21 protein-coding genes are annotated in these 23,314 nt (G+C 68.9%); 13 read left to right on the forward strand and 8 right to left on the reverse strand.

Annotated features, from left to right (window positions below; all coding sequences use genetic code 11):
• The first annotated feature begins 71 nt into the window (after window positions 1–71).
• The 5 genes from ettA (at window position 72) to RBB84_RS04690 (ending at window position 8,271) form a co-directional block, all read left to right on the forward strand.
• Window positions 72–1,745, forward strand: a complete 1,674-nt coding sequence (gene ettA / locus RBB84_RS04670; protein ID WP_006551119.1) for an energy-dependent translational throttle protein EttA — start codon at window positions 72–74, stop codon at window positions 1,743–1,745.
• Window positions 1,738–2,160 carry an acyl-CoA thioesterase gene (locus RBB84_RS04675; protein ID WP_019289031.1) on the forward strand — a complete coding sequence of 141 codons (423 nt, stop codon included), beginning with the start codon at window positions 1,738–1,740 and terminating at the stop codon, window positions 2,158–2,160. Before ettA ends, RBB84_RS04675 begins: the two co-directional genes overlap by 8 nt.
• Before the next feature lie 140 nt (window positions 2,161–2,300).
• A complete protein-coding gene (locus RBB84_RS04680; RefSeq protein ID WP_064256397.1) occupies window positions 2,301–7,109 on the forward strand; it encodes an NAD-glutamate dehydrogenase in 4,809 nt (1,602 codons plus the stop codon).
• Between the two features lie 3 nt (window positions 7,110–7,112).
• Window positions 7,113–7,547, forward strand: a complete 435-nt coding sequence (locus RBB84_RS04685; RefSeq protein WP_016691845.1) for a thioesterase family protein — start codon at window positions 7,113–7,115, stop codon at window positions 7,545–7,547.
• A gap of 28 nt (window positions 7,548–7,575) precedes the next feature.
• A complete protein-coding gene (locus RBB84_RS04690; RefSeq protein WP_082921035.1) occupies window positions 7,576–8,271 on the forward strand; it encodes a hypothetical protein in 696 nt (231 codons plus the stop codon).
• A 7-nt stretch (window positions 8,272–8,278) separates the two neighbouring features.
• Here the strand turns inward: RBB84_RS04690 and RBB84_RS04695 are convergent, their stop codons facing one another.
• Window positions 8,279–9,883: a glycoside hydrolase family 13 protein gene (locus tag RBB84_RS04695; protein WP_231912021.1), complete on the reverse strand. Its 1,605-nt coding sequence runs from the start codon at window positions 9,881–9,883 to the stop codon at window positions 8,279–8,281.
• Window positions 9,884–9,976: 93 nt separating this feature from the next.
• Here RBB84_RS04695 and RBB84_RS04700 point away from each other — a divergent pair, with 93 nt between their 5' ends.
• Window positions 9,977–10,396 (forward strand): cupin domain-containing protein, encoded by a 420-nt coding sequence (locus RBB84_RS04700; protein WP_006551124.1) that lies wholly within the window; start codon window positions 9,977–9,979, stop codon window positions 10,394–10,396.
• A gap of 16 nt (window positions 10,397–10,412) precedes the next feature.
• On the opposite strand, the gene RBB84_RS04705 is transcribed toward RBB84_RS04700, so the two are convergent.
• Window positions 10,413–10,805 (reverse strand): globin, encoded by a 393-nt coding sequence (locus RBB84_RS04705; protein WP_006551125.1) that lies wholly within the window; start codon window positions 10,803–10,805, stop codon window positions 10,413–10,415.
• A gap of 186 nt (window positions 10,806–10,991) precedes the next feature.
• On the opposite strand from RBB84_RS04705, the gene RBB84_RS04710 reads away from it, so the two are divergent.
• The 3 genes from RBB84_RS04710 to RBB84_RS04720 are packed head-to-tail and all read left to right on the forward strand — an operon-like array spanning window position 10,992 to window position 12,412.
• Entirely contained in the window at window positions 10,992–11,645 is a 654-nt protein-coding gene (locus tag RBB84_RS04710; protein ID WP_082921034.1) for an HNH endonuclease, read from the forward strand.
• 34 nt (window positions 11,646–11,679) lie between these two features.
• Complete coding sequence (locus RBB84_RS04715) at window positions 11,680–11,952, forward strand: membrane protein (RefSeq protein ID WP_006551127.1); 273 nt, start codon at window positions 11,680–11,682, stop codon at window positions 11,950–11,952.
• Window positions 11,939–12,412 carry a DUF5130 domain-containing protein gene (locus RBB84_RS04720; protein ID WP_006551128.1) on the forward strand — a complete coding sequence of 158 codons (474 nt, stop codon included), beginning with the start codon at window positions 11,939–11,941 and terminating at the stop codon, window positions 12,410–12,412. The genes RBB84_RS04715 and RBB84_RS04720 overlap by 14 nt, the downstream gene beginning before the upstream one ends.
• Before the next feature lie 123 nt (window positions 12,413–12,535).
• Here the strand turns inward: RBB84_RS04720 and pepN are convergent, their stop codons facing one another.
• Window positions 12,536–15,118 (reverse strand): aminopeptidase N, encoded by a 2,583-nt coding sequence (pepN, locus tag RBB84_RS04725; protein WP_064256395.1) that lies wholly within the window; start codon window positions 15,116–15,118, stop codon window positions 12,536–12,538.
• Between the two features lie 63 nt (window positions 15,119–15,181).
• Window positions 15,182–16,423 carry an FAD-dependent oxidoreductase gene (locus tag RBB84_RS04730; protein ID WP_024100563.1) on the reverse strand — a complete coding sequence of 414 codons (1,242 nt, stop codon included), beginning with the start codon at window positions 16,421–16,423 and terminating at the stop codon, window positions 15,182–15,184.
• A gap of 168 nt (window positions 16,424–16,591) precedes the next feature.
• Here RBB84_RS04730 and RBB84_RS04735 point away from each other — a divergent pair, with 168 nt between their 5' ends.
• From RBB84_RS04735 to RBB84_RS04750, 4 genes are all read left to right on the forward strand, one after another.
• Entirely contained in the window at window positions 16,592–17,215 is a 624-nt protein-coding gene (locus tag RBB84_RS04735; RefSeq protein ID WP_024100564.1) for a DsbA family protein, read from the forward strand.
• A gap of 37 nt (window positions 17,216–17,252) precedes the next feature.
• A complete protein-coding gene (locus tag RBB84_RS04740; protein WP_024100565.1) occupies window positions 17,253–17,840 on the forward strand; it encodes a GNAT family N-acetyltransferase in 588 nt (195 codons plus the stop codon).
• A 323-nt stretch (window positions 17,841–18,163) separates the two neighbouring features.
• Window positions 18,164–18,643: a ribose-5-phosphate isomerase gene (locus RBB84_RS04745; RefSeq protein WP_006551133.1), complete on the forward strand. Its 480-nt coding sequence runs from the start codon at window positions 18,164–18,166 to the stop codon at window positions 18,641–18,643.
• A gap of 3 nt (window positions 18,644–18,646) precedes the next feature.
• Entirely contained in the window at window positions 18,647–19,444 is a 798-nt protein-coding gene (locus RBB84_RS04750; protein WP_064256394.1) for a DNA-formamidopyrimidine glycosylase family protein, read from the forward strand.
• A 48-nt stretch (window positions 19,445–19,492) separates the two neighbouring features.
• On the opposite strand, the gene RBB84_RS04755 is transcribed toward RBB84_RS04750, so the two are convergent.
• The 4 genes from RBB84_RS04755 to RBB84_RS04770 all read right to left on the reverse strand — a co-directional run bounded on the left by RBB84_RS04755 (window position 19,493) and on the right by RBB84_RS04770 (window position 23,306).
• Window positions 19,493–20,287 carry a hypothetical protein gene (locus RBB84_RS04755; protein WP_064256393.1) on the reverse strand — a complete coding sequence of 265 codons (795 nt, stop codon included), beginning with the start codon at window positions 20,285–20,287 and terminating at the stop codon, window positions 19,493–19,495.
• Window positions 20,288–20,343: 56 nt separating this feature from the next.
• Entirely contained in the window at window positions 20,344–21,450 is a 1,107-nt protein-coding gene (locus RBB84_RS04760) for a wax ester/triacylglycerol synthase domain-containing protein (protein ID WP_006551136.1), read from the reverse strand.
• Window positions 21,451–21,569: 119 nt separating this feature from the next.
• A complete protein-coding gene (locus RBB84_RS04765; RefSeq protein ID WP_064256392.1) occupies window positions 21,570–22,145 on the reverse strand; it encodes a hypothetical protein in 576 nt (191 codons plus the stop codon).
• A gap of 12 nt (window positions 22,146–22,157) precedes the next feature.
• Window positions 22,158–23,306, reverse strand: a complete 1,149-nt coding sequence (locus RBB84_RS04770; protein WP_064256391.1) for a zinc-dependent alcohol dehydrogenase — start codon at window positions 23,304–23,306, stop codon at window positions 22,158–22,160.
• Window positions 23,307–23,314: the final 8 nt, after the last annotated feature.

The following is a 23,314-nucleotide window of genomic DNA, read 5'->3' on the forward strand; positions in this document are numbered from 1 at the left end:
GCGGGCGCGGCCCGGGCATCCCGTGGTCGCACGATGTGGGTTATCGACCGTCGACCGATACGCTGGTGGTCATGGCGGAGTTCATTTACACGATGAAGAAGGTGCGCAAGGCGCACGGTGACAAGGTCATCCTCGATGACGTCACCATGAGCTTCTACCACGGCGCGAAGATCGGCGTCGTCGGACCCAACGGCGCGGGCAAGTCGTCGATTCTCAAGATCATGGCCGGGCTCGACCAGCCCAGCAACGGCGAGGCCTTCCTCGATCCGGAGGCCACCGTCGGCATCCTCCAGCAGGAGCCGCCCCTCAACGAGGAGAAGACGGTCCGGGAGAACGTCGAGGAGGGCCTCGGCGAGATCAAGGTCAAGCTCGACCGGTTCAACGAGATCGCCGAGCTCATGGCCACCGACTACTCCGACGAGCTGATGGAGGAGATGGGCAAGCTCCAGGAGGAGCTCGACCACGCCAACGCGTGGGATCTCGACTCGCAGCTCGAGCAGGCCATGGACGCACTGCGCTGCCCTCCGCCGGACGAACCCGTCACCCACCTCTCCGGTGGTGAGCGCCGCCGTGTCGCGCTGTGCAAGCTGCTGCTGAGCAAGCCCGACCTGCTGCTCCTCGACGAGCCCACCAACCACCTCGACGCCGAGTCGGTGCTGTGGCTCGAGCAGTTCCTCGCGTCCTACCCGGGCGCCGTGCTGGCCGTCACCCACGACCGGTACTTCCTCGATCACGTCGCGCAGTGGATCTGCGAGGTCGACCGCGGCAAGCTGCATCCCTACGAGGGCAACTACTCCACCTACCTGGAGAAGAAGGCCGAGCGTCTCGAGGTCCAGGGCAAGAAGGACCAGAAGCTGCAGAAGCGGCTCCGCGAGGAACTCGAGTGGGTCCGCTCCGGTGCCAAGGCACGGCAGACGAAGAACAAGGCGCGTCTGGCCCGCTACGAGGAGATGGCAGCCGAGGCCGAGAAGTACCGCAAGCTCGACTTCGAGGAGATCCAGATCCCGACGCCGCCGCGTCTGGGCAACGTCGTTGTCGAGGTCGAGCACCTCGACAAGGGCTTCGACGGCCGTGTCCTGATCAAGGACCTGTCGTTCACGCTGCCGCGCAACGGCATCGTCGGTGTCATCGGTCCCAACGGCGTCGGCAAGACCACGCTGTTCAAGACCATCGTCGGTCTCGAGGAGCCCGACAGCGGCACCGTCAAGGTGGGCGACACGGTCAAGCTGAGTTACGTCGACCAGAACCGCGCGAACATCGACCCGAAGAAGACGGTCTTCGAGGTGGTCTCCGACGGTCTCGACTTCATCGAGGTCGGGCAGAACGAGATGCCGTCGCGCGCGTACGTGAGCGCGTTCGGGTTCAAGGGTCCCGACCAGCAGAAGCCGGCCGGTGTGCTCTCCGGTGGTGAGCGCAACCGCCTGAACCTGGCGCTCACGCTCAAGGAGGGCGGCAACCTGATCCTCCTCGACGAGCCGACCAACGACCTCGACGTCGAGACCCTGTCGTCGCTCGAGAACGCGCTGCAGCAGTTCCCGGGTTGCGCCGTCGTGATCTCCCACGACCGCTGGTTCCTCGACCGCACCTGTACCCACATCCTGGCGTGGGAGGGCAACGTCGAAGAGGGCAAGTGGTTCTGGTTCGAGGGCAACTTCGAGGCCTACGAGGCGAACAAGATCGAGCGTCTCGGAGCCGATGCGGCACGTCCGCACCGCGTCACGCACCGGAAGCTCACGCGTGACTGAGCGCAACGGCCACCGGCCCTACCGGTGCCCGGTCGAGGTGCGCTGGGGCGACTCCGATCGGCTCGGGCACGTCAACAACGCCAAGGTCGTGGAATACCTGCAGGAAGGGCGCATCAAGTTCTTCCGGAGCGAGCTGCCGGCCCGCGATGCCGTCGTGCTCCGGAAGATGGACGTCGAGTTCCTGCGTCCGATCAAGGATTCCTCGGCGCCGATCGAGGTCGAGACGACGGTGCTTCGTCTCGGCACGAGCTCGTTCACGGTGCGTCAGACGATCCTCGACCGGGACGGCGTGGTGTGCGCGGTCGCCGACACCGTGCTCGTCGGCTTCGATCCCGAGACCGACACGTCGCAGCCGTTGACAGACGAGGTACGGGCGGTGCTCGACCGGCACCGCGCCGTCACGCCCACCGGCTGAGCGGGTACATCCTGTCGACCGGCCCGGCTGTTACCCGACCCGCCGGTTCCGACCCCCCGACTGCGCGCCGCGGATAGGCTCGATCACGAGTCCGTCCGCGGCGCGCGGTGTATCCGCCCGACAGAGCAGGAAGGGTGTCGATGGCCGATCCGGCTGTGGTGCAGACAAATGCAACGGAGAGCGATACCTCTCCCGAGGCGGTCCTCGAGCGGATCTATCAGGGCTCCGGAGAGTTCACCACGGACCACGGCGCGGCCGCGCTCGAGCACGTCCGTCTCGGTCGTCGCCGCGCACCGGGCACCGCTGTCGTCGGTGTGCGCCGCACCGAGGGCATGGGTGTCGCCGTACAGATCGTCACCGACGACATGCCGCTGCTCGTCGAATCGGTGCTGGCACTGCTGTCCCGGCTGGGTGTCTCGGTGGCGACGGTCATCCACCCTGTCCTGTCTGCGCGCCGCACCGCCGAGGGCGACCTCGAGCGCCTGGCCGACGAAGGCGGACGGGCCTCGGGTGGAGTCGCCGAATCGTGGATGCACATCGAGTTGCGCGGGCCCGTCGACGACGAATCGCTCGAGGAGATCGATCACGGCTTGCGGCGCGTACTGTCCGATGTGCGGCAGGTGGCGTCGGACTCCGGGAAGATGCACGCCCTGCAGCGCGACCTCGCGGACGCGCTCGACGGCCTGGCCGCCGATCCGCCGGCGCACTACACGGCCGACGAGCTCACCGAGACCGCCGAACTGCTGCGCTGGTTGAGCGGCGGGAACTTCACCCTTCTCGGCTACCGGCGCTACGACTTCGTTCCCGACGGCGGCGACGACAACGTGCGCGCGACGCCCGTGCCCGGCAGCGGCAGGGGAGTGCTGCGCACCGATGCCTCGGTCGCGGACCCGCTCGACCTGCCCGGTGAGGTCGGCACGTGCCGCCGCCCGCTGCTCGTGCTCACTCAGGGCGCGCTTCCCGCCACCGTGCACCGTTCCGTCTATCCGTACTTCGTCGGCGTCGCCCGGCTCGACGCCGACGGCGCGCTCGTCGGGGAGGATCGTTTCCTCGGTGTCCTCACCGTGACCGCTCTGCACGAGAACATCCTCGACATCCCCGTGGTCTCGCGCCGGGTGCGGGAGGTCGTCGCGCGGGCGCGGGTCGAGCTGTCGTCCTACAGCGGCCAGGCGATGCTCGAGATCATGCAGACGGTGCCCCGCGCGGAACTGTTCTCCATGGACACCGACACCCTCTACGAGACCGTCACGGCGGTGGTCGACATCCGCAGGCAGGTGCGGTTGTTCGTCCGCGTCGACACCTACGGGCGGTACATCTCGTGCCTCGTCTACCTGCCGCGCGACCGCTACACGACGAAGGTGCGCGTGGCGATCCAGGACATCCTGTTGCGCGAGTTCGGTGGCGGCGTACTCGACTACACCGCGCGGGTCTCCGAACGTGACCTCGCGTTGCTGCACGTGACGATCCGTTTCTCCGGGCGCGCACGTCGCGAGGTGGACACCTCCGAGGAGAACCGCCTGCGGATCCAGGCGATGCTCGCGGAAGTGACCCGCAACTGGGCCGATCGGCTCGGTGAGGCGGCGGCCGCGACCGGCGATCTCGATCCGTTGCTGGTGCAGCGGTACGCCGAGGTCGTGCCCGAGGCGTACAAGGAGGGCTTCGGCTCCGAACGTGCCCTGGACGACCTGCGGCGTCTGGAAGCGCTCGACTCCGGCGATCTCGACACGCACCTGTACCGTCCGGGTTCCGACGATCCGTTGTCGTTGCGTTTCACCCTGTACATCGCCGACGAGACGGTCACCCTCGGCCGGATCCTCCCGGTGTTGCAGAGCCTCGGCGTCGAGGTCGTCGACGAGCGGCCCTACCGGCTGCCGCGATCGGACGGAATCGAGTGCGGGATATACGATTTCGGACTCTGTCTGCCCGAGGACATCGAGCACGGCATCGTGGAGGCCGATCCGACCCTGGCGGATCGTCTCACCGACACCTTCACCGTGGCCTGGCGGGGGGCGGTCGAGACCGACCGGTTCAACCAGCTCGTGCTGCGCGCCGGGCTCACCTGGAAGCAGGTCGTGCTTCTCCGCGCCTACGCGAAGTACTTGCGCCAGACCGAATTTCCGTACAGCCAGTACAACATCGAAGGTGTGCTGCTCGGCGCCCCCCACACCGCGGCGCTGCTCGTCGGGCTGTTCGAGTCCCGATTCGATCCGGAGAACGCCTCCGCCGAACGCGAACAGCAGATCGCCGAGGAACTCACGACGACGATCGCAGAGGTGACCGCCCTGGCCACCGACCGCATCCTCCGGGGACTGTTCTCGTTGATCCGTGCGACCCTGCGCACCAACTTCTACGTGGCCGGCGGTATCGGGCACGAGCGCCCGGACGGCCGGGCGTTGTCGCTCAAGTTCGATCCGCGACGGATCGCCGAACTACCCCAGCCGCGACCGGCTTTCGAGGTGTTCGTCTACGCCCCGGGCGTCGAGGGCGTCCACATGCGGTTCGGTCCCGTCGCCCGCGGTGGTCTGCGCTGGTCCGACCGCCGGGAGGACTTCCGCACGGAGGTGCTCGGCCTGGCCAAGGCGCAGGCCGTGAAGAACGCGGTGATCGTGCCCGTGGGTGCGAAGGGCGGCTTCGTCGTCAAGCACGCCCCGCGTCCGACCGGTGACGCCGAGGCGGACCGGCGCGCCGTCCGCGAGCGTGGCGAGCGGTGCTACCGGTGCTTCATCGCCGGTCTGCTCGACATCACCGACAACCTCGACGCCGCCCGCAACGACACGGTCCCGCCGCAGCGGGTCGTGCGTCACGACAACGACGACCCGTATCTCGTGGTGGCCGCGGACAAGGGCACCGCGTCATTCTCCGACCTCGCGAATTCCGTTGCGGCGGAATACGGCTACTGGCTCGGCGACGCGTTCGCGTCAGGTGGCTCCGCCGGTTACGACCACAAGGAGATGGGCATCACCGCGCGCGGTGCATGGGAGAGCGTCCGGCGTCACTTCCGCGAACTCGGATCCGACCCGCAGACGGACGATTTCACCGTCGTCGGCATCGGTGACATGAGCGGTGACGTCTTCGGCAACGGCATGCTGCTCAGCCGGCACATCCGGCTCGTCGCGGCCTTCGACCATCGGCACATCTTCCTCGATCCCGATCCCGATCCGGAGCGGTCGTTCGAGGAGCGGCGCCGGTTGTTCGAACTGCCGCGGTCGTCGTGGAAGGACTACTCGACCGAACTCGTCTCGGCCGGGGGCGGGGTGTGGGACCGGACGGCCAAGTCGGTGCCCGTCGGTCCCGAGGTGCGTGCGGTGCTCGACCTGCCCGACGACGTCACCGCACTCCCACCGCCCGAACTGATCCGCGCAATCCTGCGCGCACCCGTCGACCTGTTGTGGAACGGCGGTGTCGGCACCTACGTGAAGGCGTCGACGGAAACCCATGCGGACGTGGGGGACAAGAGCAACGACGGCGTGCGCGTCGACGGGCGGGAACTGCGTGCCCGGGTCGTGGGCGAGGGCGGCAATCTCGGTGTCACGCAACGCGGCCGCATCGAGTTCGCGCGCGCCGGCGGAAAGATCAACACCGACGCGATCGACAACTCGGCCGGCGTCGACAGCTCCGACCACGAGGTCAATATCAAGATTCTCCTCGACGCTATGGTGACCGCCGGCGAACTCGCGGCGGAGGACCGCAATCCGCTGCTCGCGTCGATGACCGACGACGTCGCCGAACTCGTTCTCGCCGACAACATCTCGCAGAACGCCGTGCTCGGACTCGAGCGGGCCGTCGCGCCGTCCCTGCTGGGGGTGCACCGTCGGATGCTCGCAGCCCTGGAACTCGATCGTGGACTCGACCGCGGCCTCGAGGCCCTGCCCGACGAGGCCGAGTTCGATCGTCGTGAAGCGGCGGGGGAGGGGTTGACGTCGCCGGAGCTGGCGCAGCTCCTCGCCCACGTCAAGCTCGCCCTCGTCGACGACCTGCTGGCCACGGACCTGCCCGACAACGAGACCTTCGCGTCGATCCTGCCCGCTTACTTCCCGCCCGCTCTGCGCGAGCGGTTCCGGGCCGGGATCCGGGCGCATCCGCTGCGTCGGCAGATCGTTGCGACCATGCTGGCCAACACCACGGTCGACAACGGCGGCCCCACCTACGTCTACCGGCTCGCCGAGGAGGCCGGGGCGTCGGCGACCGACGCCATCCGCGCCTACACCGCCGTCACCACCATCTTCGGGCTACCGGCCCTGTGGGACGAGATCCGGGCCGCCGGGCTGCCTGTCGACATCGAGGACGACCTGCTGCTCGAATCCCGCCGCGTGCTCGACCGGGCGTCGCGCCGGCTCCTCGCCACGCGACCGCAGCCCCTCGCGGTCGGTGCCGAGATCAGCCGTTACCGCGATGCCTTCGCGCGTCTCGCACCGCGGGTCGCGGACTGGATGCGCGGGCACCACGCCGAGGACTTCCTTCGTCGTACCCGCCCGCTCCTCGAACGAGGAGCACCGGAGGAGCTCACGGGCGTCGTCTTCCGGCTCCTCGACCAGTTCCCGCTGCTCGACGTCATCGACATCGCCGACATAGAGCAGCGCGACGAGGCGGAGGTCGCCGATCTCTACTACGCCCTCGACGCGCGTCTCGGCGTCGACCGCCTGCTCACGGCGGTCTCCGGTCTCGAGCGGGGCGACCGCTGGCATTCGCTGGCACGCCTCGCGCTGCGCGAAGACCTGTACGGCTCGTTGCGGTCGCTCGTCCTCGACGTGCTCGCCGGCGCCGAACCCGGGGAGTCGACCGAGGAGATGATCGAGGACTGGGAGTCGTCCAACGGCTCCAAACTCGTCCGTGCGAGGGCGGCGCTCGACGAGATATTCGCGTCTGGAAGTCTGGACCTCGCCACCCTCTCGGTGGCGGCACGACAGATCAGGGGCATGGTGCGCACGCGCGCATCCGATCGGAGGTAACGAGTGAGCGGTGCGGGCGAACAGTTCGGTTTCCACACCGAGGTGATGGTGCGGTGGTCCGACATGGACGTCTTCCAGCACATCAACCACGCGCGGATGGTCACCCTCCTCGAAGAAGCGCGGATCCCGTGGTTGTTCGCCGACGGCCGCCCCACCCGGGACCTGCGTGAAGGCGCCGTCATCGCCGACCTCCACGTCCGCTACCGAGGGCAGTTGCGCCACGACGACGGTCCGCTCGACGTGCTGATGTGGACCGAGAAGGTACGCGCGGTCGACTTCACGATCGGTTACGAGGTGCGGCCGGGCGGTGCCCCGGTCGACTCGGCGCCGGCGGTGGTCGCGTCCACCCAGATCGCGGCGTTCGACATCGAGACCCAGCGCCTGCGCCGGCTCAGCGACGACGAACGCGAGTTCCTGCGTCAGTGGCAACGAAACTGACGGTGGCACCGCAATTGACGAGGCCGACGTGACCGACGACCGGATCCGACGCGCAGAGCGCCTCCTGACGCTCGCCGACCCCGACGACAGCGTCGACCTCGCCGCATTCCTGGCCCGGGCCGCGCGTCTCGACGAGGCTGCCGTGGTGCGGTTGCGCCGCCGCGGCGACGGATTGCTCGGTGTGTGGACACGCACCGGTTTCGAGGTGCTCGCCGGACGCGTCGTCCGCGGAACCGTGGCTCCGGCCGACACCTGCGTGGCCGCCGAGTCGCTGCGGGCCGCGCTCCTCGCCGGGTCCGAACCGCGCACCGAGGTCGACCCGGGCTGGGCGATGGATTCCGCCTGGCGCGGCGCACTTCCACCCGACGACGGCTACGTCCACGTCGACGACGTGCCGGCACGGATCCTCGTCGCACTCGCGCAACGCGGCGTCGCGCTCACCCGCGAGCACGGCGCGCAGGGACCGCCGGCGTCGTTGCTCGCCCAAGAGGTTCTCGAGGTGAGCGGTGCCGGGACGACCGTGGGTGTGCCGATGCGCATGGTGTTCGCGCTCGGTGCGATGGGCTTCGTGCCGGGTGCCGGTCGTGACAGCGTCGACTCGACGGGTATCGATCCCGCCGAGGTGGTCCGGGTCCGGGCGTCCGCCACCTGGATGCGCCTCGACGCCCGCTTCGGGTCGGTCTATCTGCGCCGCGGCGGGGGGCTCGGTCTGAGCGTCCTCTGAGGGAGCCTCACGCCAACCAGGCGGCGGTGTCCGGTGGCAGTGCGTGTCCGGTGAGCGGCGCACTCGCGAGCAGCACCTCGCCGGGAGGCAGATCGACCGCGACGTCGCCGGCGTTGAGAACACAGGTCAGGCCGTCGGAACGGCGGAAGGCCAGGCACCCCGCCGGGCTTCCGTACCAGCCGATCCCACCGCCCTCGGATCGCCTTCGCTCCGTACGGATCTCGATCGCCTGGCGGTACAGCGAGAGCGTCGAGCCCGCATCCTCGAGTTGCTTCTCGACGGTGAGCGCCGACCACTCCGGCGGCTGGGGCAGCCACGCGGACCCGGCGGAGGTGAACCCGAAGGGCGGTGTTTCGCCCTCCCACGGCAGCGGCACGCGGCATCCGTCGCGTCCGCGTTCGGTGTGGCCGGATCGCTCCCAGACCGGATCCTGCAGCACCTCGTCGGGCAGGTCGACGTTCGGCAACCCCAGTTCGGCACCGTTGTAGACGAACACTGCTCCCGGGAGCGCGAGGGCGACGAGGATCATCGCGCGTGCCCGCGCGAGCCCGACCTCACCGCCTCCGTACCGAGTGACCTCGCGGTCGACGTCGTGGTTCGACAGCGTCCACGTCGGTGAGGCATGCACCGACGTCACCGCCGCCAGGCCCTTCTCGATCGCGTCGCGGACGGCGTCGGCGTCCCAGTCCGACAGCGTCAGGTGGAAGTCGAAAGCGAGATGCAGTTCGTCCGGGCGCAGGTACTCGGCGAACCGTTCGTGGTCGTCGACCCAGATCTCACCGATCGCCACCGAGTCCGGATACTCGTCGAAGACCCGCCGGATGCGGCGGTGGATGTCGTGCACCTCGGGATTGTTGAACCGAGGGTCGGCGGGGGAGTGCCCGAGCAGTTCGTTGGTCTCCCACCCCTCGTGGTCGGGAAGATCTGCGGGCTTGGCCATCCCGTGGGCCACGTCGATCCGGAAACCGTCCACGCCCCGGTCCAGCCAGAACCGCAGGGTCTTGTCGAGGTCCTCGACGACCTCCTCGTCGTCCCAGTTCAGATCGGGCTGCCCGGGAGCGAAGACGTGCAGATACCACTGACCGGGCGTGCCGTCGGGTTCGGTGATGCGGGTCCAGGCCGGCCCGCCGAAGACGCTCGGCCAGTTGTTCGGTGGTGCGCTGCCGTCCGGTTCGCGCCCGTCGCGGAAGTGGAAGCGCCGGCGTTCACGGCTGCCCGGCCCGGCTTCGAGCGCGGCCCGGAACCAGCGGTGCTCGACGCTGACGTGGTTCGGCACGAGGTCCATCACCACCCGGATGCCGCGCGCGTGGGCGTCGGCGACCAGCGCTTCGAGATCGGCGATGTCCCCGAACAGCGGGTCGATGTCGCGAGGATCGGAGACGTCGTAGCCGTGATCGGCCATCGGTGAACGCATCACCGGGTTGAGCCAGATCGCGTCGACACCGAGCAGTTCGAGATAGCCGAGGCGGCTGCGCACCCCCGCGAGGTCGCCGATGCCGTCACCGTTCGCATCGACGAACGAGCGGGGATAGACCTGGTAGAAGACCGCGTTGCGCCACCACGGCGCCGTCGGGTCGCCTCGTCCGGAGGTCGGTGCTGCGGGGTGGGCCACGGGACTCATCGTGTCAGACGACAGGGCGAAAGGCAGGGCGAACGTGGCCGCGGCCGTTCCGTCCGGGCCTGCCCGCATGATAGGACGAACGGCATGAATACGACATCGATCGTCGCGGTCCGGTTGGACGACGTGGAGCTGCGCGACGACCCGATCGACCCTGCGTGGATCCGCGAGGGCGCGCCCGTGGCGCGCAGCGGTCAGTGGGCGACCAGCGCCGACCGCACCACCACCACACACGTGTGGGACTGCACGGCCGGTCGCTTCGACTGGCATTTCGGCGTCGACGAGATTGTTCACATCGTGGAGGGCTCGGTCATCGTCTCGTCCGCAGACTCCGAGCCGCGCACCTTGCGTGCCGGGGACGCGGCGCTCTTCCGAGCCGGGACCACCGCTCTGTGGGAGGTCCCCGAATACGTGCGCAAGCACGCCGTCCTGCGTCGTCACCTGTCGCCGGCGGCGCGGTTCACCCAGAAGGTGGAGGACCGCCTGCGCCGGATTCTGGGCCGCTGAGCTGCGCCGACCTCGGTCAGATGGGGGAATTCATCATCGAGTCGGCCGCCATGTTCATGTAGTCGACGAGCTGCCGGCGGTGCTCGTCGTCGAGCGTCTTCTCGTCGATCGACGCGATCGCGGTGTGCATGCAGCGCAACCAGGCGTCGCGCTCGAGCGGCCCGATCCGGAAGGGATGATGACGCATGCGCAGCCGCGGGTGGCCCCGCTCCTCGGAGTAGGTGCGCGGGCCGCCCCAGTACTGCTCGAGGAACATCCGCATGCGTCGTTCGGCCGGACCGAGATCCTCCTCGGGATACAGGGGCCGGACGATCTCGTCCCGTGCGATCTCCTCGTAGAACCGTGCAGTGAGCCGGCGGAACGTCTCGGCGCCACCGACCGCCTCGTAGAAGGTCTGCTCGTCACTCATCTGTATTCGTTCACCGTCCCTCTCGACCGTCCATTGTGCCCGCTCCCGACCGCACACCGCCCGACGAGCCGTGCCGGGCGGGACCGTCACCGGATGTTCACCGGCCCGACCTGGACCGGTCCGCTGATTTGGGGTGCGATTCGGGAGCATCCGTGGTCCACTGTTCCCAGTCTTTTCGGAGGTCGTATGAAGCACAGCAGCAGCTCGCATCGACAACTCCCGCCCGCGGACGCCCCTGCAGGGGTGCCGGGGGCTACCACACTGCGCGTGGTGCACGACAGCACCGCGACGGTACCCGACTGGTTGAAACGTCGAGTGTTGCTGCTCAACGCCACCTACGAGCCACTCACGGCCCTGCCCGCTCGCAGGGCCGTGGTCCTGATGGCCGGGGGCAAGGCCGATACCGTGCACGACGATCCGCTCGCCCCGCTGGTGCGGTCGGCAGAATGGTCCGTGCAGCTGCCATCGGTGATCCGTCTGCGCAACTATGTGCGCGTTCCGTATCACGCGCGGGTGCCGCTCACCCGGGCCGCGCTCATGCACCGCGACCTGAACCGGTGCGCCTACTGCGGGGGCAAGGCCGAGACGATCGACCACGTCGTGCCGCGCAGCCGAGGCGGCGAGCACACCTGGGAGAACTGCGTCGCATGCTGCGCGCCGTGCAACCACCGCAAGGCCGACAAGCTGCTCACCGAACTCGGATGGACCCTGCGTGTGGTGCCGAATCCGCCCAAGGGCCGGCACTGGCGCCTGCTCGCCACCCTGCCCGAGTTGCACCCCACCTGGCTGCCCTATCTGGGGAGGGCGCGGCCTGATCGGGCCGTTCTCCGGGGCGTATGAGGCCTTTCGGGCCCGGCTGGGCTAACGTTTGGCTGTGAGCATTCTCGAGACAACCCTGATCTTCGTCGGCATCCCGCTGCTGATCGTCTTGGTCTTCGGTGGGCTGTCCTTCGTCCTGAGCAAGTACCCGGGCTCCACGCCGTCGGACGACCCGTACACGCTCGACCGGAAATGGGAGCACGGACCGCTCCTGTGGACCGCGACCGACGAATCGACCCATCCCTGGAAATACCCGCATCATGGTCACGGTCATGCCGCTCTGACCTCGGCGGAGCTGATCGGAGGTACCGCAAGTGGCAAGTGGTGACGTGATCCAGCGTCCGGTCGTCGCGCCGGAGAACCTGCCGCACGGTGCGGCACTCACCGCGAGCGGACGCATCTCCGCCGTGCGCGGTCTCGGTCAGGCCTTCACGGGTGCGCCCTTCAAGGACCGCGACCTCATCACCCTCGACGACACGCTCACGCACGCGACGCGGATCACCAATGTGCGGTTCACCGTCTACATCGGTGACGACGAGAATCCGGCCGCGGCGACCGACGCCCTGCTGCCGACGACGCCGGACGCCGACAACTCGGTCCTCGTCGCCGTCTTCCCGAACCAGCGGAGCATCGAGATCCGCTCGGGTCGCACCGCCGCCGACCGCGCCACCGACCGGGTGCTGCAGCTCGGCGTGACCGCGGCCGTGTCGTCCTTCGGCCAGGGGAATCTGCTCGACGGCATCACCAGTGCGGTCCGCGTCATCGCGAACGCCATGGTCGCTCCCTAGTCCGGAGCCCACGACCATCTGTGGCCCGCTGCCACTCCGCGAAGGAGAGGCGGCGGGCCACAGTCGTCTCATGTGGGCGTCTCATGTGGGCACCGCCCACGGTCGTTCGGTGAGGTCGGCGCGTCAGGACGCGTCGAACGCGCGTGCCTTCAACGAGCGCACGACCCCGGCACGACCCTCGACGACGAGCCGGCGCAGCGCCGGCGGATGGTCGCCGGCGAGGAACTCGTCTGCCGCAGCCACCGACTGCTCACTGATCGACCACGACGGGTAGAGCCCGATCACGACGGTCTGCGCGACCTCGCTCGAACGACGCTCCCACACTCCCGGCACCTCCGCGAAGTACCGCGCGACGTACGGCTCGAGCAATTCGCCCTGACCGGCCGGGGCGAAACCGCCGATCACGGCGCGCGCCGTGATGTTCGGGACGCTGTCGTCGTGCACGACGGTCTGCCACACCTGCTCCTTGACGGTCTCCTGCGGACGGGCCGCGCGGGCGGCCGCCGCCTGGCGGGCACCCGCGGCCGTCGGGTCGCGTTCGGCCTCCGCGTCGATGAACGGCGACTCCACGCCCTCGGCGTCGACCTCACCCGCCGCGGCGAGCGCCTGGACGATCCGCCAGCGCAGATCGGTGTCGACCGTCAGCCCGGGCAGGCCGACCGTCGCCGGATCAGCGCCCAGCAGCTCCTCGAGCACCTCGGTGTGCCAGGGAGACAGGTACGCGGTGGTCAGCGCGTTGACGAACGCGAGCTGATGGTCGGAGCCGGCGACGGACTCGCGGGCGAGCTCGAGCAGACGGTTGGCGAAGTCCGCCCGGCCCTGCTCCGCGGCCCAGGACGGGTCGGCGTAGCTCTCCAGCGCGGTGTGCGCCTGCATGAGCAGACGCTGGACGACACCGACCTCGGTCTCGGCGGCGATACCGCGCTGCACGAGGGCGACGAAATCGCGCGCCTTCATCTCGGCCTGACGGGTCATCTCCCACGCCGCCGACCACACCAGGGTGCGCGGCAGCGACTCGGCGATGTCGCCGACCCGGTCGATGACGGTCGCGAGCGACTCCTCGTCGAGCCGCACCGAGCAGTACGTCAGGTCGTCGTCGTTGACGAGGACGAACGCGCTGCGCGGCACGCCCACCAGATCGGGGACCTCGGTGCGCTCGGCGGCGTCCACGTCGATCTCCACGCGGTGCGTGCGGACGAGCTTGCCGGAGCCGTCGTCGTCGTACACACCGATCGCGAGGCGGTGCACGCGGAACTCACCGGCGCCGGGCTGGGCACCTTCCTGCACCACCGCGAAACGCGTGAAGTGTCCCTGGTCGTCGACCTCGAAGTCCGGTCGCAGGATGTTCAGGCCGGTGGTCTTGAGCCACTGGGCACCCCAGTCCGACAGGTCGCGGCCGGAGGCCTTCTCCAGCGCGGCGAGCAGGTCGTCGAAGGTGGCGTTGCCGTAGGCGTGGTCGCGGAAGTACTCGCGCAGACCGGCGAGGAAGGGCTCCTGCCCCACATAGGCGACGAGCTGCTTGAGCACCGACGCGCCCTTGGCGTAGGTGATGCCGTCGAAGTTGACCTCGACCGCGGCGAGGTCGGGGATGTCGGCGGCGATCGGGTGCGTCGACGGCAGCTGGTCCTGCCGGTAGGCCCACGACTTCTCGACGTTCGCGAAGGTCGTCCACGCGTTGGTGTACTCGGTGGCCGAGGCCTGGCACAGCACCGACGCGAACGTCGCGAACGACTCGTTGAGCCACAGGTCGTCCCACCAGCGCATGGTGACGAGGTCGCCGAACCACATGTGCGCCATCTCGTGCAGGACGGTCTCGGCGCGGCGCTCGTAGGAGTAGCGGGTGACCTTGGACCGGAAGACGTAGTCCTCCAGGAAGGTCACCGCTCCGGCGTTCTCCATCGCCCCGGCGTTGAACTCGGGCACGAACAGCTGGTCGTACTTGCCGAAGGCGTAGGGGATCCCGAAGTTGGCGTGGTAGAAGCCGAAGCCCTGTTTGGTCTCGGTGAACAGCCGGTCGGCGTCCATGTACTCCGCGAGCGACGCTCGGCAGAAGATGCGCAGCGGGATGGTGCCGTGCTCGTCGGTGTACTCGTCGGACCACACGGCATACGGACCGGCGATGAGCGCGACGAGATAGGTGCTCATCCGCGGGGTGGTGCGGAAGATGTGCAGACCCGGCTGCGCGGCCGCCGTCTGTACGGTGTCGGCGTTGGAGATCACGGCCCAGTCCTGCGGCGCGGTGACCTGCAGGTCGAAGGTGGCCTTGAGATCGGGCTGGTCGAAGCACGCGAACATCCGCTTGGCGTCGGCCGTTTCGAACTGCGAGTACAGGTACACCGCGTCGTCTGTGGGGTCGACGAACCGGTGCAGGCCCTCGCCGGTGTTCGTGTACAGGCAGTCGGCGTCGACGACGAGTTCGTTGTGAGCGGCGAGCCCGGTAAGGGTGATGCCGGTCTCCTCGGAGTATCCGGACACGTCGACGGGGTCGCCGTTGAGGGTCGCCGAATGCACGGTCTTCGCGATGAGGTCGATGAACGTCGAGGCTCCCTCGGTCGCGTCGAATCGCACGGTGGTCACCGATCGGAAGGTCGTGGTGCCCGGCGCGCCGGCACCGTCGGTGAGATCCAGTTCGATGCTGTAGTTGTCGACGGACAGGATCGCGGCCCGTTCGGCGGCCTGCTCGCGGGTCAGATTCGGTGGTGCCACGGGAGAACTCCTTCTCACGACGGAATGTCGGTCGGCGTCCATCCCATCATGATCGGCGAACCCTCACGGAGCGACGTCGGACAACGGCACCGTGGTGTCCGTCAGCCGGCCGACGTCGACGGGCCGCCCGGAGGCGATGAGTGCGCGGAGGTCGTCCCCGGCATCCCAGATGTTGACGTTCATCCCCGCCCGGACCCGCTGCTCGTCGTCGAGCCAGAACGCGAGGAACTGCCGTCCCGGCACGTCGCCGCGGGTGACCACCCGCGCGTCGCGGGGCGCGAGCCCGACATACTCCATGCCAAGGTCGTACTGGTCGGTGAAGAAATAAGGGAGCCGGTCGTAGGTCGCCTCACGTCCGAGCATCGTCGCGGCCGCGACGGCCGGCTGGTTCAGAGCGTTCGCCCAGTGTTCGACGCGCACACGGGTGCCGAGCAGCGGATGCTCCGCCGACGCGATGTCGCCGACGGCGACGATGTCCGGGTCGCTCGTCCGCAGCGACGCGTCGACGAGCACGCCGTCGTCCACCGCGAGTCCGGCGTCGCGGGCCAGCTCGATGTTCGGGCGCGCCCCGACCGCGACGAGCACGGCGTCGGCGGGCACCACACTGTCGTCGCCGAACCGGATGCCGCTCGCGCGACCGTCGTAGGCGACGATCTCGCGCACCGAGGTGTTCGTCCGCAGATCGACACCGTGCGCGCGGTGCAGGTCGGCGAACACCGCACCCATCTCCTCGCCGAGGGCACCGGACAGGGGTTGCTTCGCGGTCTCCGCGACCACCACGCCCGCGCCCCGGTCGCGGGCGTTCGCGGCGATCTCCATGCCGATCCATCCCGCGCCGATGACGGCCAGCCATCCCGCGTGGTCGGTCTCGCCCTGGATCGCGGTGAGCAGCGCATCGGAGTCCTCGATGGTGCGCATGACGTACACGCGTTCGGCGTCGGCTCCGGGAATCGGGACCGTGCGGGGCGTCGAGCCCGTGGCGAGCGCGAGCTTGTCGTAGTGGAGCGTCGACCCGTCGGGCAGCGTCACCGTGTGGGCGGCCGGATCGATCGCGGTGACCTTCGTGCCGAGCAGCAGTTCGACGCGGTGGTCGCGGTACCAGTCGCCGTCGTGCACCGTGAAGTCGGCGAGTTGCTTGCGTCCGGCGAAGTAGTCCTTCGACAACGGCGGTCGCTCGTAGGGCAGGTGCTCCTCCGCGCCGATGAGCAGGATGCGCCCGGGAAAGTCGCGGGCGCGCAGTTCCTCTGCCAGCTTGGCGCCGGCCAGACCCGCGCCGACGATCAGAAACGTTTCCTCACCCGACATCGTGGTGCCTCCGCTGTGATGCGTGCCGGACCTGCTTCCCGGCTCCGACGTTACGGCTACCGCCCGCACTACGGCCCGGTTCAGGAAGAATCGTCGACGGGGCCGTGTTGAACATGCTTGTAGTTGTCCGGCCCGTACGAACTCTTGTGAGGAGATCTCTTGAGCGACCTGACCGCCGCGTCCTCGACCGGCAAGGACATCGCCGACTTCTGGTTCGATCCGTTGTGCCCGTGGTGCTGGATCACCTCGCGCTGGATCCTCGAGGTCACGAAGGTGCGCGACATCGAGGCGCGTTTCCACGTCATGAGCCTGGCCGTGCTGAACGAGGGGCGCGACCTGCCGGAGGAGTACGCCGAGCTGATGACGAAAGCCTGGGGCCCGGTGCGCGTCGCGATCGCTGCGGCGCAGAAGTACGGCGACGACATCCTCTCCCCGCTGTACACGGCGATGGGCACCCGCATCCACAACGAGGGCAACAAGGACTTCGCGGACGTGATCGCCGCGTCGCTCGCCGAACTCGACCTCGACGCCTCGCTGGCCGAGGCCGCCGACAGCGACGCCTACGACGAGGCTCTGCGCACGAGCCATCACGCCGGCATGGACAAGGTGGGCCAGGACGTCGGTACCCCGACGATCCATGTCAACGGCATCGCCTTCTTCGGGCCCGTCCTGTCGAAGATCCCGCGCGGGGAAGAGGCCGGCAAGGTATGGGACGGTGTGGTTGCCCTCGCGTCCTACCCGCACTTCTTCGAGCTCAAGCGCAGCCGCGACGAGGAGCCCGACTTCTCCTGACCGGGCACCGCCGTGGCGCTCGGTAGAGTGCAACGGCGTGTCGAACGATCATGTGGTCCGGCCGGCGACGGTGCACGATGTCGAGAAGGCGACGGCAACGCTCGGACGAGCGTTCCGCGACTATCCGTTCACCCGCTACACCGTCGACGGCCGGGACCACGAGACCCGGGTCCGCGACCTCCAAGGGCTCTTCCTCGCCGAGATCGGCATGCGCTGCGGCGAGGTATGGGTCTCCGACGACGTCGACGCCGTGGCCGTCTGGACGACGCCCGGCTCCACCGGACTCGAGGAGGCGTTCACGTCCGTCTCCGATCGGGTGACGGAGCTGCGGGGTGATCGTGCCCGCGCCGCCGAACTGGCCGAGCAGGCCACCGCGGAACTGCAACCGAGCGAGCCAGGGTGGTTCCTGGCCACGGTGGGCGTCGATCCCGCCTCGCAGGGGCGCGGCCTGGGACGGGCCGTCCTCGAACCAGGACTTCGCGCGGCCGAGCGGCAGGGGGTCGCGGCCTGTCTGGAGACCTCCTCGGAGGCGAACGTCGCGCTCTACGAACGTCTCGGATTCGTCGTTACCGGTGTCGTGGAGCTGCCGGACGGCGGCCCGAAGGTCTGGGCGATGCGCCGCTGACCTGCCGGGGCGGGGTTCGCCACGCTCGGGACCGAAGGTCGCAACGCTCCGCCGTACAGACTTGTGCTCACTCCGAATTCGATTCTCGGCTTCGGGTCGGGCGCGGACTACCGTGATGCATCACGGCTCGCGGCCTCCGGACTGCCAGCGGCACCCACCCGCCGCGCTACGGTGCCCTCCGACCCGCCCCCGGCGTGGTGCCCTCTGACCCGCCCCCGGCGTGGTGCCCTCTGACCCGCCCCCGGCGGGGTGTGCTCCGACCCGCCCCTCGCACGGCGAACGGCGCGTGCGGGCGAGCGGACGAGTCTCGTTAGACTCGGCCCATGCGCGTTTACCTGGGAGCCGACCACGCGGGCTTCGAACGGAAGAATGAGATCATCGAGCACCTGAAGAAGAACGGCCATGAGCCGATCGACTGTGGTGCGTTCGAGTACGACGCCCTCGACGACTACCCGGCCTTCTGCATCGAGGCTGCTCGGCGCACCGTCGCCGACGAGGGCAGCCTCGGTATCGTGCTCGGTGGCAGCGGTAACGGCGAGCAGATCGCCGCCAACAAGGTGCGAGGTGCGCGCTGCGCCCTCGCCTGGAGCGTCGACACCGCCAAGCTTGCGCGCGAGCACAACAACGCGCAGCTCATCGGCATCGGTGGCCGCATGCACAGCCTCGAGGAGACCCTCGCGATCGTCGACGCCTTCCTGTCGACCGAGTGGTCGAACGAGGAGCGTCACCAGCGCCGTATCGACATCCTCGCCGAGTACGAGAAGACCGGCGAGGCTCCGGCAGTTCCCGGCGCACCTGCCTGATCCGTGCCCGAAGGACACATCCTGCACCGGCTTGCCCGGCTGCACCACGAGTGGTACTCGGGTGCGCCGGTGCGGGTGTCCAGTCCGCAGGGGCGGTTCGCCGACGGTGCCGCCGCCGTGGACGGGCGCGTCCTGACCCACGCGGACGCGTGGGGCAAGCATCTCTTCCACCACTACGAGGGCGGTCTCGCCGTCCACGTGCACCTCGGTATCTACGGTGAGTTCACCGACCGCGAGTTGCCGCTCGGCGAACCGGTCGGACAGGTGCGGATGCGGATGATCGGCGCGCGCCACGGCAGCGACCTGCGTGGTCCGGCGGCGTGCGAGGTGCTCACCCCCGGCGAGGTCGAGGCGATCGAGGCCCGGCTCGGTCCAGACCCGCTGCGACCCGACGCCGATCCCGAGCGGGCATGGCACCGTATCGGCAGATCACGCACCGCGATCGGCGCGTTGCTCATGAACCAGGCCGTCATCGCCGGCGTCGGCAACGTCTACCGCGCAGAAGTGCTCTTCCGTCACGGCATCCACCCGGAACGTCCGGGAAACAAGCTGTCCCGCAGAGAGTTCGACGCGATCTGGGCCGACCTCGTCGAACTGATGAACGTCGGTGTGGAGCACGGGCGCATGCACGTCGTGCGACCCGAACACGACCACGGCGCACCGGCCTACGCCAAGAACAGGCCCCGGACGTACGTCTACCGCCGTGCCGGCGAACCCTGCCGGATCTGCGGGACTCCCGTTCTGCACTCGGTCATGCAGGCGCGGAACCTGTTCTGGTGCCCGGTCTGTCAGCCGAGCTGACCCGACTCAGCTGACCCGACTCAGCTGACCCGACTCAGCAGATCCGACTCAGAAATCGAAGCCCCCGAAATCGAATCCGCCGCCGTCTCCGCCACCGAAGTCGCCGCCACCGAAGTCGTCACCGCCTCCGTACTCGTCGCCCCCGCCGTACTCGTCACCACCGCCGAAGTCGTCGCCGGCACCTGTCTCCGCCGACGGATCACCGACACCGGATTCGAATGCCTGCGCGTCGTAGGGGACACCGGCCATCCCGGCGAACATCGTCGAGAAGAGCAGCATCGAGCCGACGCCCCACGCGCCCGCGACCAGGGCGGGCTTCCACCACGGCTCCGAATACCAGCCCGCAGGGACAGGCCGGCCCGCGACGCGGCCGCCGGGGTAGTAGTTCGGCGTCGCGGAGGACGGTGACGGCGACGCGGCGATGGTGCGGCCCTCGAAGTCGACGGTGCGCTTCTCGGTGACCTCGCCGGCGGACTTCTGTCCGTCGAGCGTTGGGATCTCCGGCCCCGGGTCCATGCCCATCGCCAGGCGCGCAGCTCGGATGTAGTACAGACCTTCGAGCGCGGTCTGTTTCGCGAGACGCGCCTGCATCGGCGAGTTCGCCTGCTCGATCTGGGAGCCTGCGGCGGTGAAGCGCTCGGAGGCGTCCGCCAGCGCCTGACGCGAGGCGTCGTCGGTGCCGGTCAGGTTGTAGATTTGGCCGCCGAGACGCTCGATCGCCTGCCGTGCGTCGGCCTTGGCGTTGTCGAGGGTGACGGTGCGGTGACGGGTGGTGCTCTTCTGGGAGCGGGAGACGAAGTACACCACGGCACCGACGGCGGCGAGGATGAGCAGAAGTTCCACGGGCCGATCCTTCCGGTGGGGGAGGGTCCTGTCCTCCAGCGTACCGACGCGGGGAGTCACTCCCCGAGGACCGCGCGCATCCCTTCCTGCAGGCACGAATCGAACGAATCGCGGTTGGGGACGACCGTGGGGTCCACCGCCAGGCCCATGCAGCAGGTGTCGCGATAGGACATCGCCGACGCGGTCATCATCGCGCCGTCGGCCGCACCGAAGCCGTAGTACCGCTCGATCTTCGCGCCGCCGACGTAGAGCGGCGCGTGGGAACCGGGGAGCGTGGACACCACCACGTCCCGCGGACCGACGGCGATGTCGGAGTGTGCTCCGGCGGAGGACGGGAACGAGATGTCGATGCGTCGCATGAGATCGACCGTGTCCATCGCGTGGATGTCCGCCTCGTCCTCGGGTGCCATAGGCACCGCCCCGCCGTCCGGCCCGGGGACGACGACACGCAGATCGTCGATCGAGCGGCCGTGCCGCCGCCGGTACTCGCTGCACGCGAGGAGCATCGCAGTGGAGAACCCGCTCGACACGCGGCAGCCCGCGCGTTCGCAGGCGTGACGCAGGGCGGCGAGATCCGCGTCGAGTACGTGCAGTCGCGGCGCGCGGGGTGCGGGCTCCTCGTGGTCGCCGGTGCGTCCGAGCAGGGCGTTGATCAATCCGGTGCCCAGCGAGGTGAACATGTGCGCCGCGGTGCGGAACGACTCGACGCCCTGTTCGGACACCGATCTCGCCCACGACAACATGGACTCGGACTGACCGGGTGAGGGTGCCGAGCCGAGATGCCGGAGCCGGATCACCAGCGCCGACTGGCCACCGCCGAGGCCGTCGAGCAAGGTCAGTTCCCAGCGCGGGTGCCGGAGACCCGAGGGGTCGGGGGCCGTGCGGGCGTAGGCGAGTACCTCCTCGAAAGTCGCCGGGGCGGGCAGGGCGACCCGCTCGAGATGCCACGGCGGATCCGAGTCGGGATGCCCGGCGCGGCGCGGCGGATCGAGCCCGAACGGCAGTTCCACCACCCGGTGCCGGAAACTGGGCGACTCGTGGTTGCCGGGCGCGAGCACGGCGGCGACCCGATCCCAGTCGGGGGTGGCATCGAGAAGGACCGCGGCGACGACGGAGGAGCCGGGAGAGAGGGCCCGAGGGAGGTCGTCGGAGGTGTCCTTCACAAGAGGGACGGTCTCATATCGTGAACGACGCACACCCCTGCTTGACTCTCGCTTTGCACTATCGAGTCGAAAAGGTGACACGTCGTTGCTGGATTCGGGATCTCCCCAAGTGCCGGTTCTCACCTCCGTGAGCGCCCTTTCCGGCGTACCACCACCGCTGCGCCCAGACCCGCTGCGGCGATCCACGGTGCGCCGGAGACGAACGGATCGAGCCACTGGTGGTTGACGTCGGCACGCGAACTCCGCCGCCTCGACGCCCCGCCGTGCGCGGTGATCTCCGACCGGATCCCGCTCTCGGTCACGGGATTGTCGGGACGGCCCTGCATCAGGGCCCGGACCCGGCTCTCGGCGACGTCGATGCGGTCGGCGCCGATCAGGAGCAACCAGTGCGCGGCGCGGCCTTCGCTGTAGCGGCGGTAGGCGTGCCTGCGCACGACGCCGGACAGTCCCTTCAGCGGCGCCGTGATGCCGAAGACCGGGGTGACGAAGGCATGCTCGATCGAGCGTTCGCGGGTCTCGTACCCGGGCTGGCGTTCGGGGAAGTCCCAGTGCGCGCCGGTCGTCTCAGGTGCGAAGCGTTCCTTCGGCACCGAGGGCCGATCGCGAGGATCCAGGTCGACTCCCCATCCGGGGATGCGGGCGCGCAGTTGGTCGGGGGTCTCCGGGGGTTCGGGCTTGTCTGCGGTGTAGGCCATGGCGGATCCTCCTCAACTCCCGTCGGCGACGATGATCGGCTTGATGCACCTGTCGAGCTTCGACGAGAACATGTGGTAGGCCTCGGGGATGTGTCCGAGCGGGACACGGTGCGTGACGATGTCGTTCGGCTTCAGATAGCCGTTGCGGACGTGCTCGAACAGACGGGGCCACTGACGTTTGACGGGGCACTGGTTCATCCGCAAGGTCAGCCCCTTGTTGAGTGCGTCACCGAACTTCACGGCACTGAAGATCGGGCCGTAGGCGCCCACCACCGAGACGGTGCCGCCCTTGCGGACACCGTCGATGGCCCAGTTCAGCGCGACCGGCGAGCCACCTTGCATCTTCAGTTTCGCGGCCGTGACGTGCTGCAGGAAGTTGCCGTCGGCCTCCGCCCCGACCGCATCGATGGCGACGTCCGCTCCGAGATGACCGGTGATCTTCTTCAGGTGGACGATGATGTCGTCGTACTCCGCGAAGTTGTAGGTCTCGGCGTGAGCGAAGGTCCGGGCCTTCTCCAGCCGGTACTCGAGGTGGTCGATCACGATGACCCGGCCGGCACCCATGAACCAGGCGGACTTCGCCGCGTACAGGCCCACCGGTCCGGCGCCGAAGACCACGACCGTGTCGCCCTCGACGATGTCACCCAGCTGTGCACCGAAGTAGCCGGTCGCGAGGGCGTCGGTGAGCATCAGGGCGTCCTCGCCGTCCATCCAGTCGGGCACGATCGTTGGGCCGACGTCGGCGAACGGCACCCGCACGAACTCGGCCTGGCCGCCGTCGTAGCCGCCGCAGGTGTGCGAGTAGCCGTAGATGCCGCCGACCGCGGTGGCGTTGGGGTTGACGTTGTGGCAGTTGGAGTACAGGCCGCGCGCGCAGAAGAAGCACGACCCGCAGAAGACGTTGAACGGGACCATGACCCGGTCGCCGGGTTTCAGGCTCTGCACCGACGGCCCGACCTCGTGGACCACCCCGACGAACTCGTGACCGAAGGTCGTACCGACGCGGGTGTCGGGCATCATCCCGTGGTAGAGGTGCAGGTCGGAACCGCAGATCGCCGCCAACTCGACGCGCACGATGGCGTCGTTGGGGTGCTCGATCCGGGGAATGTCCTTCTCTTCGACGCGGACCCGATAGGGGCCGCGATAGACCATCGCGCGCATACGTGCTC

It is taken from the genome of Rhodococcus sp. D-6 (assembly GCF_040256695.1).
Lineage (GTDB): Bacteria > Actinomycetota > Actinomycetes > Mycobacteriales > Mycobacteriaceae > Rhodococcus > Rhodococcus pyridinivorans.